This is a genomic window from Microseira wollei NIES-4236 (assembly GCF_020521235.1).
Taxonomy (GTDB): domain Bacteria; phylum Cyanobacteriota; class Cyanobacteriia; order Cyanobacteriales; family Aerosakkonemataceae; genus Microseira; species Microseira wollei.
Genome location: NZ_BLAY01000009.1, coordinates 46,890 through 60,028 on the forward strand (window position 1 = coordinate 46,890; position 13,139 = coordinate 60,028).

General features: G+C 44.5%; 16 protein-coding genes and 1 pseudogene. 11 read left to right on the forward strand and 6 right to left on the reverse strand.

Annotated elements, in window-relative coordinates:
* The first annotated feature begins 227 nt into the window (after positions 1-227).
* Together MiSe_RS04585 and MiSe_RS04590 are read left to right on the forward strand one after the other, a co-directional pair.
* A complete protein-coding gene (locus tag MiSe_RS04585) occupies positions 228-977 on the forward strand; it encodes a phosphatase PAP2 family protein (protein WP_226575344.1) in 750 nt (249 codons plus the stop codon).
* Between the two features lie 87 nt (positions 978-1,064).
* Positions 1,065-1,226, forward strand: a complete 162-nt coding sequence (locus MiSe_RS04590; protein WP_226575352.1) for a hypothetical protein — start codon at positions 1,065-1,067, stop codon at positions 1,224-1,226.
* A gap of 167 nt (positions 1,227-1,393) precedes the next feature.
* Here the strand turns inward: MiSe_RS04590 and MiSe_RS04595 are convergent, their stop codons facing one another.
* Positions 1,394-1,891, reverse strand: coding sequence for a hypothetical protein (locus tag MiSe_RS04595; protein WP_226575353.1), 498 nt, complete (start codon positions 1,889-1,891; stop codon positions 1,394-1,396).
* Between the two features lie 624 nt (positions 1,892-2,515).
* Between MiSe_RS04595 and MiSe_RS04600 the strand changes: the two genes are divergently transcribed.
* The 6 genes from MiSe_RS04600 (at position 2,516) to MiSe_RS04620 (ending at position 6,487) form a co-directional block, all read left to right on the forward strand.
* Complete coding sequence (locus MiSe_RS04600; protein ID WP_226575355.1) at positions 2,516-3,511, forward strand: APC family permease; 996 nt, start codon at positions 2,516-2,518, stop codon at positions 3,509-3,511.
* 33 nt (positions 3,512-3,544) lie between these two features.
* Positions 3,545-4,105, forward strand: a complete 561-nt coding sequence (locus MiSe_RS04605; protein WP_226575357.1) for a hypothetical protein — start codon at positions 3,545-3,547, stop codon at positions 4,103-4,105.
* Between the two features lie 188 nt (positions 4,106-4,293).
* Positions 4,294-4,659, forward strand: coding sequence for a cadmium resistance transporter (locus MiSe_RS50765; protein WP_264196325.1), 366 nt, complete (start codon positions 4,294-4,296; stop codon positions 4,657-4,659).
* Positions 4,605-4,970: a cadmium resistance transporter gene (locus tag MiSe_RS50770; protein WP_264196326.1), complete on the forward strand. Its 366-nt coding sequence runs from the start codon at positions 4,605-4,607 to the stop codon at positions 4,968-4,970. Before MiSe_RS50765 ends, MiSe_RS50770 begins: the two co-directional genes overlap by 55 nt.
* 178 nt (positions 4,971-5,148) lie before the next feature.
* Positions 5,149-5,976 carry a sulfite exporter TauE/SafE family protein gene (locus MiSe_RS04615; RefSeq protein ID WP_226575359.1) on the forward strand — a complete coding sequence of 276 codons (828 nt, stop codon included), beginning with the start codon at positions 5,149-5,151 and terminating at the stop codon, positions 5,974-5,976.
* A 19-nt stretch (positions 5,977-5,995) separates the two neighbouring features.
* Positions 5,996-6,487: a DUF1634 domain-containing protein gene (locus MiSe_RS04620; protein WP_226575360.1), complete on the forward strand. Its 492-nt coding sequence runs from the start codon at positions 5,996-5,998 to the stop codon at positions 6,485-6,487.
* Between the two features lie 251 nt (positions 6,488-6,738).
* Here MiSe_RS04620 and MiSe_RS04625 read toward each other — a convergent pair whose 3' ends face one another.
* Positions 6,739-7,020: a hypothetical protein gene (locus tag MiSe_RS04625; protein WP_226575362.1), complete on the reverse strand. Its 282-nt coding sequence runs from the start codon at positions 7,018-7,020 to the stop codon at positions 6,739-6,741.
* Between the two features lie 513 nt (positions 7,021-7,533).
* Here MiSe_RS04625 and MiSe_RS04630 point away from each other — a divergent pair.
* Positions 7,534-7,989, forward strand: coding sequence for a DUF7980 family protein (locus tag MiSe_RS04630; protein ID WP_226575364.1), 456 nt, complete (start codon positions 7,534-7,536; stop codon positions 7,987-7,989).
* An 81-nt stretch (positions 7,990-8,070) separates the two neighbouring features.
* Here the strand turns inward: MiSe_RS04630 and MiSe_RS04635 are convergent, their stop codons facing one another.
* Entirely contained in the window at positions 8,071-8,880 is an 810-nt protein-coding gene (locus tag MiSe_RS04635; RefSeq protein ID WP_226575448.1) for a prohibitin family protein, read from the reverse strand.
* A 382-nt stretch (positions 8,881-9,262) separates the two neighbouring features.
* On the opposite strand from MiSe_RS04635, the gene MiSe_RS04640 reads away from it, so the two are divergent.
* On the forward strand, positions 9,263-9,703 hold the full coding sequence (locus MiSe_RS04640) for an RrF2 family transcriptional regulator (RefSeq protein ID WP_226575366.1): 441 nt from the start codon (positions 9,263-9,265) through the stop codon (positions 9,701-9,703).
* Between the two features lie 124 nt (positions 9,704-9,827).
* On the opposite strand, the gene MiSe_RS04645 is transcribed toward MiSe_RS04640, so the two are convergent.
* Entirely contained in the window at positions 9,828-10,415 is a 588-nt protein-coding gene (locus MiSe_RS04645) for a Crp/Fnr family transcriptional regulator (RefSeq protein WP_226575368.1), read from the reverse strand.
* Positions 10,416-10,485: 70 nt separating this feature from the next.
* Here MiSe_RS04645 and MiSe_RS04650 point away from each other — a divergent pair, with 70 nt between their 5' ends.
* A complete protein-coding gene (locus MiSe_RS04650; RefSeq protein ID WP_226575375.1) occupies positions 10,486-11,502 on the forward strand; it encodes a sulfate/molybdate ABC transporter ATP-binding protein in 1,017 nt (338 codons plus the stop codon).
* A 28-nt stretch (positions 11,503-11,530) separates the two neighbouring features.
* Here MiSe_RS04650 and MiSe_RS04655 read toward each other — a convergent pair whose 3' ends face one another.
* Both MiSe_RS04655 and iscB read right to left on the reverse strand, forming a co-directional pair.
* Positions 11,531-11,710 (reverse strand): hypothetical protein, encoded by a 180-nt coding sequence (locus MiSe_RS04655; RefSeq protein ID WP_226575377.1) that lies wholly within the window; start codon positions 11,708-11,710, stop codon positions 11,531-11,533.
* Positions 11,694-12,977 (reverse strand): annotated as a pseudogene (gene iscB, locus MiSe_RS04660) (RNA-guided endonuclease IscB). The gene MiSe_RS04655 and the pseudogene iscB overlap by 17 nt, the downstream one beginning before the upstream one ends.
* Positions 12,978-13,139 lie beyond the last annotated feature (162 nt).

Sequence of the window (13,139 nt, forward strand, 5' to 3'; positions counted from 1 at the left end):
ACCCATACAGCGGTTTGCAGCCGTATGAGGTACGGCTTTGTTTGTCAAGCGCGCAGCATTAATGCTGCCGCTTGACAAACAAAGCCGTAAGGCTTTCCCTCACCCATTTGAAATCCGCTATATGCATCCCCAAAGCCAGTAATCCCCGGTATCGCGCTGGGGTTTTCCCATAAAATAATAGGTTATTGGAGTTGCTTACGCCGAACAGATGAAACCTTAAATGACTTATGTTGCAATCTGACAGCGGGAATATTTTTTTGTCCTTCCTCAACTTTTTTAAGCGGCTACTTGTTGCTCATTGGCTGACGCTGCTGCTGCTATTAATCGGAATTTACTTACCATTGCAGGTATTTGAAATCCTTGCAGTCAAAGTATGGCAGAATCAAGGCGGCTTCCCGTGGGATGTGCCAATTCTGCTCTCGATTCACACAACAACACAGGCGCAACTGGATATTTTTGCAGCAACGCTGACAAAGTTTGCCTCGTCTAAAATTATAATTCCTGTTGTTAGTTTAATCGCCTTAGTGTTGTTGCTTTGCAAACAATGGCGACGCAGCGCATATTTAATCGCCACAGTGTGGGGAAGCTTGATAATTAATCGCGCTGCAAAAGAATTTATGCATCGAGTGCGTCCGCACCTGTGGGACTCACCCGCACCAGAAATTGATTACGCATTTCCCAGCGGTCACGCAACGATGAGCATGACGTTAGTTATGGCTTTGGTAATTTTAACTTGGGGAACCGCTTGGTGCTGGTTAATTGCGACTGTTGGTAGCTTGTTCGTCGTGGGAATTGCTTGGACGCGGTTATATTTGGGAGTTCATTTTCCCAGCGATATTCTAGCAGGCTGGATGGTATCGGTAGCTTGGGCAATTGGAGTTAGTTTGATTTTAAAACCCGGTTTAGTTAAAGCCAACGCATTAAATAACCAGACGGGGAGCGAAACTTCACTAACGCCTGATGAAGCATCTAAGTAGGCAAAAATTAGACTTATTGCAAAAGTCTTTTCCCATTTAATTTGTGGGCAGGCGGGACGCCTACCCCACAAGAAAAAATGTCTCTTCTTGTGGGATGGGCATCCTGCCCGTCCCCTACCCCACAAGAAAAAATGTCTCTTCTTGTGGGATGGGCATCCTGCCCGTCCCCTACCCCACAAGAAAAAATGTCTCTTCTTGTGGGATGGGCATCCTGCCCGTCCCAATATTTTTGACCCGTCTATTAACTGATATCGTTTCCTTAGGCATCGGAATTACTACCTGTAGGGGCAAGCGAGCAATTAGCAATTACCAATTACCAATTACCAAGAAAGGCCGATCATTCCGATGCCTAAGGATTTGATATGATTTAAGAAACCCGGTTTTTTTAAAGAAACCGGGTTTCTTAGTTTAGCATCCTAATTACTAGGAGCATTAGTCACGCGCGTATCCAGTACTTCCTGGGACACCTTGGGAACAAACCAGTTTGCTTCATCGGCTTTTAAAACTTTAGTACCGGGCATATTAAATTCAACTTCCCCAGTATCGGTATTATTTTTAACAACTAACTTACTGCCATCAGGAATTTTGATAGCAACAGCACCCGCCAATTCTTGATTTTGACCGTCTGGCATTAAACCGACTGCTTTAATATCGATTGGCAGATAAATTCCCTGACAATCCCATTTATTTTTAGTTGTCTTACCATCGGCTAAAAAATAAATTCCAGTTTCATAGGGATAGTCCTTAACATCGGGTTTTGAACCGTAAACAGCTAGTGTCTTTCCGGTTTCATTTCGACATTGCCCCCAGTTTATTCCCGACTCTAAAGTATATTTTTGAAACTCCAACTCATCGATTTTCTTCTGGACTTCTTGGGATGAAGCTGTTTTGCCGTCCGCTTTTAGACTATTCAAAGCTTGACTCACCTCAATCTAGTCGGGATTCTTTGTATATTTCGGCTTGTCCGCTAATGAAGGTGGCGCGATCGCTAGATTCACCAGCAACACTAAAGCGAGCAAAATATATTTCAACGCTTGCATACTTTATTCCCAATTTTCACAAATTGCATCTGATGACTTGCGTAAGGTATTGTCAACACCTTACCAATGTTTCAATCATAAATTTTGTAAATATTGCCTGAATCTCTCGCCGCTAGCTGCTTACAGTTTCCCTTTGTTGTTTGTTTAGTATTCCGCTCAACTTAATAGACATCTTCTTAACTATTCCGCTCAAATTACTGTTATTGATGCTCTCCAATTTTGACCTATATCGATTAACAAAATATCTTAGTATTTGGCTCTACTTACAGTAGATTAAGCCCTGATAAAAAATCAGGAAATTATTCGATATCGCACTTGATTTTTAAAGTTGAATGCTTTAGCATGACCATGCATAGATAGACACAAAACTAACTACGGGCACATCTGTCAGTAGATAGATTTATAGCTATTGAGAGGAATAGCTTAGGGTTTGAGTTAGAAGCAAACCCCTATAATACAACAGCTCCACGTGCCAGTAAACACCTAAACGATCGCAAAATGAAACAGGAAGTTCAATCGCATCGGAGTGTCCACGGCTTAAAGCCAAACTGCCTTGACTTCGGGGAAGTTTTAGCACAATCTTTTGCCGTAATTGCACCTACAACAATACCAGCATCGAATATCGGATTAATAGTTGCTCTTTCAGGAAACGGCACTTGTTTAAGCTTTTTCATCGGCTTGTTCGGGCTAGTTTTTGTCAGTATCAATATTAACCAATTTGCCAGTAGATCGGCTTCTCCAGGTTCGCTCTATTCATACATTGTCAAAGGACTGGGGCCGACGGCTGGTGTAATTTGCGGCTGGAGTTTGGTGCTGGCTTATTTGTTTACCGGGATGGCAGTGCTGTGCGGTTTTGCTAACTTCAGCGGGACATTAATCGGTCATTTGGGCATCCATCCTTCGAGTATTACGCTGTTAGCTATAGGTGCATCAATTGCGTGGTATGCAGCTTATAAAGATATCCAACTTTCAGCGATCGCAATGTTGTGGCTCGAAGGTGCGTCGATTGTTGCGATCGCAATCTTGTGCCTAATTATCTGGGCTTCCTGCGGCTTCGCTCTCGATCTGCCCCAATTAACCCTACAAGGCGTAACTCCGGGTAGCGTGGCGACGGGATTGGTGCTGGTAATGTTTGCTTTCTCTGGCTTTGAAAGTGCCACAAGTTTGGGCGACGAAGCCAAAAAACCATTAAAAACAATTCCCAAAGCCGTCATCGGTAGCGCTATCCTGGCGGGTCTATTTTTTATCTCCACAACATACATTGAGGTACTCGGTTTTAAAGCAACTGGCGCGGATATTACCCATACTGAAGAACCTTTGGGTTTCCTATCCCAACAAGTAGGAATGGCTTGGTTAGGTGAGTTAGTCGGATTTGGTGCTTTGTTTAGCTTTTTCGCTTGTATTTTAGGCACGATTAATCCAGCAGCTAGAGTGTTTTTCTTAATGGCACGTCACGGTTTATTTCACTCCAAACTGGGTGCAGCGCATTTATAGCGGATTGTGACTTGATAGAATACACTTTATATTTTGCATAAGTTAATAGTCCGCGAAGGCGGACGCAAGGCAAGTGTAGCGGCAGCATTAATGCTGCCGCTACACTTGCCTTGCGTCCAAGGGCTGTATTCCACCAACTCACAAACTGCTATATCCAACAAAACACCCCACGTTGCCATAACGATGTGTTCGCTGATTACATTTATCGTCCCGGCGGTGATGTGCCTATTTAACATCAAACTATTCGAGAGCATGGGTTATTTAGGAGCAATCTGTAGCTACGGATTTTTAACCGTGTACGTCATGATTTCTGTTGCCGCTGCAGTTTACCTGCACAAAATAAGAAAACTCCGACAGCAAGATCTGGCGTTCTCTATTTTAGCAATTGGATTTATGACAATCCCGATTTTGGGTAGCGTGGGCATTCCCGGTAGCACCCTGTTTCCGCCTCCAGAGGCTCCTTATAATCTTTTCCCATACCTGTTTTTGCTTTACATAACCGTTACTTGTGGATGGTTTGCGATCAAACGGGTTCGTTCTCCCAGAATTGTGGCGGTGATGCAGCAAGGAGTTGATCAGATTCACTCCAGATGAGCGCGATCGCAACATCCCTTAACTTTATACCTCTGTCTTGAAAATAGCAGGTGAGCAGGTGGGCTTCTTCGGCAGGTGAGATGGATTTTATCCTTGGTTGTGAACTTAGTTCATGCACGTCTCTTGCTAAAGCAAGCGAGTAAACAAAAAGACATACAACAACAGCATCAAAATAGGGCAAAATAAAAATGAGCGGATTCGTAACTGCAATTAGCACGGGGGTAACGGCATTCGGTGCCACCAACATCGATGATATCGTTATCCTGACGCTGTTTTTCTCACAGGTTAATGCAACTTTCCGCCGCTGGCACATCGTTGCTGGTCAGTACCTGGGTTTGGGCGCACTGATTCTGGCTAGTCTTCCCGGTTTTTTTGGCGGTTTAATTGTACCCCACCCTTGGATTGGACTATTTGGTTTCGTCCCAATCCCTATCGGGATCAATAACTTGCTGAATCGGGACTCAGATGAGTCGGAGGAAGTTATACCAGAAATAAAGCAGTGCCTCCCTTGCGCGTGCGGTCGGCATATCGCTCGTTCCTTGCCCATTTCTTAAACCTGCAAACCTTAAGCGTTGCAGGTGTAACCTTTGCCAACGGTAGCGACAACATTAGCATCTACGTACCGTTATTTGCCAACAGTTCTTGGCAAAATCTGTTAATAATATTGGGTGTATTCTTTACTCTAGTGGGTATTTTGTGCTTCGCCGCCTACAAATTAACCCACCTGAGAGATCTGGCGCAGCTACTAACTCGCTACGGGCATAATCTCGTGCCTGTAATCTTGATTGGATTGGGTGCTTTTATCCTAATAGAAAGCGGTCTTGTTAGTTTCATAACTGCCCGTGTAAGCCTTGCTTGGACATAGGACACCTGGGCAGAGGGGCGGGGGTGCAGGGGGGCTCTTGTGAGAGATTTGACGTTTTTGGGATAGTTTCTACGCCAGCGAGCAAGTTAAATACTCACCTGCACACCCGCACACCCGCCCACCTGCTCACTTCCACTTCTTTTGCCCTTCTCCCTCAACCATAAAAGAGGTATAAAACTTGAATATCCTGGAATTTACTTTGCTAGTTTGGATTGGATCGTTTGCCGCAGGCTTTCTCGGATCGCTCACCGGGTTAGGCGGTGGAGTCGTGATTGTTCCCTTATTAACTTCGGTATTTGGAGTTGATATCCGATATGCGATTGGTGCTTCCCTAGTGTCCGTAATCGCGACTTCTTCCGGTGCGGCATCTACCTACATTAAAAAAGGCTTCACCAATTTGCGACTCGGAATGTTTTTAGAAGTCGCAACAACAATTGGCGCGATATTCGGAGCAACGATCGCTACTTTTGTTTCTGTTAAAGCGCTAACTATCGTGCTGGCTATTGTTCTACTTTATTCGGCATATTTGTCACAGCAACCCAAACCGGAATACCCTGAAAGCGAGTTAACCAACTCCCTGGCAACTCATTTAAAACTCAATAGCACCTACCCAACTCCAAATGGACTGATGCCTTACCAAGTTCATTCTGTCCCGGCTGGGTTTGGCGTCATGGCGATCGCCGGTGTAATTTCCGGATTGCTCGGCATTGGTTCGGGAGCATTTAAAGTACTCGCGATGGATCAAGCAATGCGTGTCCCGTTCAAAGTTTCCACAACTACGAGCAATTTCACTATCGGCGTCACAGCGGCAGCGTCAGCGGGGGTTTACCTAGCACGGGGTTACATCGATCCGGGACTGTCTATGCCAGTAATGCTAGGAGTACTCCCTGGTGCTTTGTTGGGAGCAAGAGTTTTAGTCGGAGCTAAAACTAAAGTATTAAGAATTATTTTCAGTCTCGTACTGGTATTGATGGCTTTTAAGATGGTTTATAACCATCTAATCTAATTGGGGGAACGATAAGTAAATGATTAAATTCGATTCGGGTTTTCTTCTAGGTTCATTAAAACGGTCGGATGCTAAAGCGATAATGCTACCGTTAGAGCAAAACCCAGACGGCGAGGTAGAATGCGACCGCAACATTACGAAATCATCGAGCGACCAGATTCTCGAAAAGTTGCTCAGCAACCTGCTAAAATATGGGGTTATAATTGCCAGCGCGATCGTTTTAATCGGCGGTATCCTATATCTAATGCACCACGGTGCCGAACTCCCTAACTACCGAGTTTTTCATGGCGTCCCCTCCGAGTTTCGCTCGCCACAAGGCGTCGTGACAGCGGTTGTCTCAGGCAGCCGCCGTGGCATTATTCAACTGGGTCTTTTGACGCTAATTGCTACTCCAATTATTCGCGTGGCAGTTTCCCTGTTAACTTTCCTGTGGCAGCGAGACAGGGTATATATTATAGTGACTTTGCTCGTACTGTCTGAACTGATTTACGGCTTGGTCGGAGCTTATTAGTTAATTCTCCAGAAACAACCCAGAAACCCGGTTTCTTTAACAATACCCTCGCCAATTTTCTCAAATGCCCACATGCTAAAGCATGGGGCTACACAAACAAAGCCCGCAAGGCAAGGGCTTTTAGAATTTCAGCCCTTGTCTTGCGGGCTTTGTTTGTATAGCAATACCCTTTAGGGTATCGGCTTTTTGGCGAAAGCGCAGCGTGCCGTAGGCGAATGTATTGTTTAAGAAACCGGGTTTCTCATTCTCTATCATAGGCGAATAAAACCTATGTATTCTTGCATCACCTTAGTCAAGTAACTTCTGACAAAATTAACTATTTCAACCCGAAACGTTCCTGATAATAAAATCGCCCCTATTAAGCAAAACATACCGAGAATTAACGCCAGAGTTCGTCCGAAACAACCAGGATTAATTTCAGCAAAGCCTAATTTGATTTTTCCCAATACAGCAATTATCAGGAACCCCAAACCTGAGCTAAAAAAAACAGTAGTTAACTGGGAAATCGTCATCTGATTTAAAATCTGCTTCATTTTAATTATAGCTGTTATTAATTTGTTTTTTTATCGAAGATCTGAACATACAAAAACCGGGTGTTTTTTACACCCACCCTACCAAAAGGAGTAGGAGTAGGTTGGGTTGAGGTGACGAAACCCAACACTACAATTCTTCTCGCGGGAGAGGGTTGTAGTTTTCCCTCTTCTCACGTCTTGCACCGGCGATTTTCTCCCGCCAGGGGTTTAAACCCCTGGCTCAGAGCTACTGTCGTCTAAAGACGACGGGAGAAAGGTTTTAGTCCATGAGGTGGACTTGTAGAGACGTTACATGTAACGTCTCTACAGCCTGTTACATGTAACGTCTCTACAGCCTGGGAATTGATTAAGAGGCGGGTAAGCGGGTAGGTGCAAGATCTAAGTCTTCCCTACAAGGGAAGGGGGCTAGGGGGTCAGGTTTTTCTAAATCCTAGACTAATACTCTATTTCTGCATTATACTTTAAATCAAGTCAAATAAAATACGGTAAGTTGAGCGAGATTTAGGAGTTAACGTGAGAAGCGCCCAAAAAGTTGGTCAAGAAGCCACGCCAAACCAGGGTTTTCCCCTCGTGGCGTTAAAAAAAATACGCGGCGGATTCCTTTTAGTCTTAGGATTTATGCTGTCACCCCTGTCTTGGTGGAATGACATATTTTTTAATTTACCGATTGCTTATGGCTTTGGGTACGTCTGTAGTTGGGTGTCGCCGGACTTATTTTTGCCTTGCGCGATCGCTGGATACTGGATCTCGTGCATCGCCGGAATTATCCTCATGCAAGTCGGCGCGGTGGAGATTTTTCAAAATATACCCAAAGAGCGTAACTTTAAAAAAGACTTACTCACAGGTATCGCTTCCTCAACCGTCTACACGCTGGTAATCTTAGCATTAATCCAGTTTAAAATTATCGATACAGCTGCCATATTGTCCGGCATTAATATCCAGATTCCTCTACCGGGTCAACCGCTTTAAAGCTAATTGCTAATGGCTAATAGCTAAATCGGGAATAATTCTATATTAGCAATTAGCAATTAGCAATTAGCAACGCCCAATTTACTTACTATTAGCTTGTAACAAGTCACCGATGTCCAACAACCTTGGACTCTCTTTACCCACAATTAAAGGCAGATTTACCTTCCATTTTTCTATCGCTTGCTTTGCCAATATTTCTGTTGTCAAAGTTTCGCGCACCAATCTTTGTGCCTCTGCTTCTCCTTTGGCTAAATTTACCTTAGCCTCTGCGTTTTTTATTGCCTTCAGCGCTATAAAATCCGCTCGTTTTGCCTCCTGTTCCGCAATTTGTTTCGCCTCCACAGCTTCGCTAAACCGCTGGGAGAAGTGGACGTGGACGAGGGAAATATCATCAACCGCAATGTGATAGTTTGCCAATCTTGTAGATAATGTATTATCTACCCCCGCTTTCACTTCTCCCCGTTTGGTAATAATTTCTTCCGCCGTGTATTTTGCCATAACTGCCTTTAGCATTTCTTCAACCGCTGGGTTGATAATTCGATCTACAACTTCTTTTTCATCTCCAATTTGTTGATAAATAACATTAGCTTCATCTGGTATAATATGCCAGTTAAGCGCCACATCGGTGAAAACTTCCTGAAGATCCTTCGACGACGCTGACGCCGATATTTCCTGCTTTTGCACGCGGACGCTCAATTTTTTGACCGTATGAACAACAGGAATAATTAAGTGAATTCCTTCGCTTAGTATTTGGTCTTGCACTTGACCAAACTGCATCAACACCCCTCTTTCCCCTGCATTAACAATTACAAAAGGCGTGAAGAAAATCGCGAGCAATACAAATAACGCAGTTAGTTTAGTTGCTTTGCTAATAGGTTTATTTTTTCTCATGGCTGATTTGGCGATGGGAATTTGAACGCGGTTATGGGGTGTGTTCCATAAATTCTGTATCTTAATACACAAAAGTGCATCTGGTGACAAAATCGCCTCCAAAATTTGACATTGACCCCGCACGAGTTTAAAATACAGTAAATTGAGCGGGATACTAGAGTTAATCATAACCGAATCAGAGTATGTTTCTCGTCCTTGCCTGCCAAACCCTTCTGCGGCAAGGACAAGCGGCGCAATGGGAAAGAAAGCCAAAGGCTTTCGTCCGCGCTTTAGTTACCCAAGAATGGAGGGATGAAAAGCACAGAGTAAAGCGATCGGTCTCATAAACGCGATAAAACCTATGGGGAAACCGTAGCTGCTCAAAGTATGGGTTCATCTTCAAATGCTCAAACTGTCTTCTAAAGTGAGGTATGCTTTGTTAGCGTTGCTGGAACTAGCCAGCCACTACGAGCAAGGCGAGTTTCTACAAATTGACCAAATTGTTGCTGCTGGGTCAATTCCAGAGGGTTATTTAGTGCAACTGCTGATATGCTTACGGCGCTGTGGTTTAGTTCGCAGTCAAAGGGGGGCTAGAGGCGGTTATTGCTTGACCAAAGAACCCCAAAACATTACGCTATTGGAAATTGTGGCTTGTCTGGAAGGGATCGATCGCCAGGAAAAGTCAGATGGAGGGACGCGCTCAAATATAGAAAACTTGCTGATCGAGGCAATTTGGCATGAAGCGGAAAATTCAGTAATTGCTGTCTTTGGCAGTTATACCTTAAAAAATCTCTGCGACAAACGCAATGAAGGCAAACTGTCAAATTCTATGTACTATATATAACGTAAGTTGCTAATTGCTAATTGCTAATTGCTAATTGCTGATTCCGAGAGCTAGTTAATATAGCATTTTGCTTGAGATTAGCCATTAGCCATTAGCCATTAGCCAGTATGCTTGAGTTATATACTTAAATTTCGTAATGCCAGAGATCTTCTTCGCGCAGTACAAGCCGACTTAGAGAGAAACGCTCGATAAAGCCTTGCTGTTCGAGTTGACTCAGGGTGCGAGTGATTGTTACCCTCGTTGACCCCAAAATTTCTGCAATATCTTGATGGGTTAGACGCAGATCGATCAACCGTCCCTGCTCGATTTCGCGCCCGAATCTTTTAGCGAGCCAAGTCAATAGTTTAACCAGCATGATATCGGTTTTTTTATATCTGCGAATCACCATTAATTCTTCAGCTTGTTGGATGTGCTTAAGCAGAACCGAGGTAAGTGGATGCCACTCGGAAACAGGCAAATTTGTTGCCTCTACCCCAGTCAGGCACTCGATTTGGTAGGGTTCGACTTGCGACAAAGCTTTTCCGACTATATCTCCCGGCCCCCACAGTCCCAAAATTACAGTCGAACCGTCTTCTAACCAAGTCAAAGTTTTTACAACACCTGTTTCTATTTTCCAAAGACTATTCGGCAAGAGGGGCAGCGTCGAGCGGGTTTTAAACTGCCGCAAATGAGCCTGGCGGGATTGATTTGAAGATTGCGAATACAAAGACATTTAAGAAACTACGAATTGTCGATCAAAGAACCGTATTTTTAAGTATATCAGTTTCTCGCCGAGGGTGATTATGGGTATTGCAGTCGAGAATGTTTCTAAACAATTCGGCTCGTTTCGCGCTATCGATCGGGTGAGTTTACAGATTAAAACAGGCTCCCTCGTGGCGCTGTTGGGGCCTTCAGGGTCGGGAAAATCAACGTTACTGCGGATGATTGCGGGGTTAGAAGAGCCAGATGCGGGTGAGATTTGGCTGATTGGGGAAAATGCGACTAAAAAGTCGGTGCAGGAACGCCATATTGGTTTTGTGTTTCAGCATTACGCTTTGTTTAAACACCAGACAGTGAGGCAGAATATTGCCTTCGCCCTCGAAATCCGCAAAGCTACCAAAAGCCTGATTCAAGATCGGGTAGAGGAACTTTTGGAGTTGGTGCAATTGCAGGGTTTGGGCGATCGCTTCCCCTCCCAACTTTCCGGCGGTCAACGCCAGCGGGTAGCACTAGCAAGGGCTTTAGCCGTTCAACCCAGAGTTTTGTTACTTGATGAACCTTTCGGTGCGTTGGATGCCAAAGTCCGCAAAGAATTGCGGCTTTGGCTGCGACAATTGCACCATGAAGTACAGGTAACGACCGTATTTGTTACCCACGATCAAGAAGAAGCAATGGAAGTTGCGGATGAGATTGTGGTGATGAACAACGGTAGAGTCGAACAAGTCGGCACTCCAAAAGAAATTTATGACAACCAGGCAACGCCTTTTGTGATGAGCTTTATTGGACCAGTAAATGTTCTACCCACTAACGCTGGTATTCTCACCAGCAATCGCTTAGTCGCGCCGACGGATCGAGTTTTCTTGCGTCCCCACGATGTTCTAATTCAGCCCAATGCGATCGCGAATACCGTACCGGCTAAAATTGAGCGAATTATTTACTTGGGTTGGGAAATTAGGGTTGAGTTGGTATTAGAGTCGGGGCAGCAAGTAAATGCATACCTGAGTCGCGAAGCCTTCCAGAAACTCCAGCTAAAGCCGGATCGGCGCGTCTACGTTCAACCCAAGAATGTCAAAATTTTTCCAGCTTATTCCCTGACTTGATATCACAAGCAGAAGCGAGAGGGTGCATCTATTGTTTAAATTCCAGCACCGTCGATAAATTCCTGAATCGCGCGATCGCTATTAATCTTGCCATCAAGGATGCGGCAAGGGGACTCCCGTTATACCCGTTAGGGTTAGCGGGAGCGGAATTGCCGCCAGTAAACAAATTGCCAGGGTAGGCATCCTTATCTCTAGGTTCGGTATTCATAGCCGTCCGCCTGATGTACGGTTCTTAAGTATTTAGGGTGAACATCAAACTTTTGAGCAGGTAACTGGAGAACAAAACTTGGACGAAATCTAATAGCAATCCGACCAACATAGCTACCTGCAAACTTTCCTGAAGGAATATCGGCTTTAACAATATCTCCTGTCTGAAAGCCTTGAAAAAACTTAGACGAAGGAGCATGAGCTTTTGGGAAACCGTATTTATCAGGACGGCATCGCTGGCGAGTTCCATGTCCTTTTGCTATCACCAATAGCGGCTTAATTCCTCGCAGTAATAACCCTTCTGGTGTGGATGCACCTACACAGGCTGCATCTGTCCAATGATGTTTCTCAATCCCTCTAGTTTTACGGTTGAACTTGGTACGTCCTCCCGTCCCTGTTTCAACAGGTAATCCAGTTGATTGAAGTCTTCTGAACAATTCCCATCGGGTAGCATTGACTGCTGCTGCGTCCTTGAGTGATGCTTTTGCTTGCCTCAAAATCTTCTTGAGAAGCTCAGGCTTTTTCTTGAGAAACTGCTCAATGGGGTTGTTCCCTTTAGCTTCGTTGCACTTCCTACAAGCCAACGTTAAGTTACTAACACGATTACTACCTCCCTTTGATTTTGCCAGGATATGCTCAATTTCCAGGGGGATGTTTTCTGCACTACAGTAGACACATTTTCTACCTTATTTGGTAAGCAAATATTCCTTAACCTCAAACCCGTATAACTCACCGTGCTGGTATTCAACCCCGCTAATCTCTGGGTTCTGAAGTTGTTGAGTTTCGAATCTGACTAACTCCTGAGAAATTGCGGTAATTGGACAGACTTTTCTGATTCGTCTTACCCAGGTTTCGATATTGCTAACTCGACTTTCAAACGAAGGCGGCAACCATCCCTCTCTACGGGTGCGATTGAGGAAACGAGGCTTACGGTAACGAGTTTTCCGGTTGCGCCGCCCTCTCCTTAATCCCCTCCGAGACTCAAGAGAGTCTTTGACTTGCTGTCCTCGGTGAGAAATTTCTAGGGCGAAAGTAACACGTCCTGTCTCTTCTTGTACAACAGCAACCCCGCTCGTTTTGGAACCTGGATCTATTTTGAGTCTGTGCTGGTGAGTCACTGAATCTTCAACCGTTCTATCCTGTATCACAACTGTGAATGGATACAGTCTGAATACTTTAGCCCTCCTTTTTTTGAGTAATTCTCTCGCCCGTGCTGGATGAGTTGGGTCAAGAGGTTTTAGGTTTTTGTCTAGAACGAAAACTCGCATTACTTTGAGCCTCTCATTGCTGGTAAAGTTTGCCTAGACAATGTTATTGGGCCTTGTTAGGTACAGCTCACTGGTTTAACTCGTTAAGCCTGTTTAAAACTGTACGAAAGAGCTACAAACTGGCACGTATCTGTAGGTTTCATGAGCTAAATAACGTAGGTT

Bases quoted from the DNA above. Each gene is read 5' to 3' on its own strand.
- MiSe_RS04640 (WP_226575366.1), top strand. From the start codon at position 9,263: ATGCTCAAACTGTCTTCTAAAGTGAGGTATGCTTTGTTAGCGTTGCTG.
- MiSe_RS04620 (WP_226575360.1), top strand. From the start codon at position 5,996: ATGATTAAATTCGATTCGGGTTTTCTTCTAGGTTCATTAAAACGGTCG.
- MiSe_RS04645 (WP_226575368.1), bottom strand. From the start codon at position 10,415: ATGTCTTTGTATTCGCAATCTTCAAATCAATCCCGCCAGGCTCATTTG.
- MiSe_RS04650 (WP_226575375.1), top strand. From the start codon at position 10,486: ATGGGTATTGCAGTCGAGAATGTTTCTAAACAATTCGGCTCGTTTCGC.
- MiSe_RS04625 (WP_226575362.1), bottom strand. From the start codon at position 7,020: ATGAAGCAGATTTTAAATCAGATGACGATTTCCCAGTTAACTACTGTT.
- MiSe_RS50765 (WP_264196325.1), top strand. From the start codon at position 4,294: ATGAGCGGATTCGTAACTGCAATTAGCACGGGGGTAACGGCATTCGGT.
- MiSe_RS04655 (WP_226575377.1), bottom strand. From the start codon at position 11,710: ATGAATACCGAACCTAGAGATAAGGATGCCTACCCTGGCAATTTGTTT.
- MiSe_RS04600 (WP_226575355.1), top strand. From the start codon at position 2,516: ATGAAACAGGAAGTTCAATCGCATCGGAGTGTCCACGGCTTAAAGCCA.
- MiSe_RS04635 (WP_226575448.1), bottom strand. From the start codon at position 8,880: ATGAGAAAAAATAAACCTATTAGCAAAGCAACTAAACTAACTGCGTTA.
- MiSe_RS04585 (WP_226575344.1), top strand. From the start codon at position 228: ATGTTGCAATCTGACAGCGGGAATATTTTTTTGTCCTTCCTCAACTTT.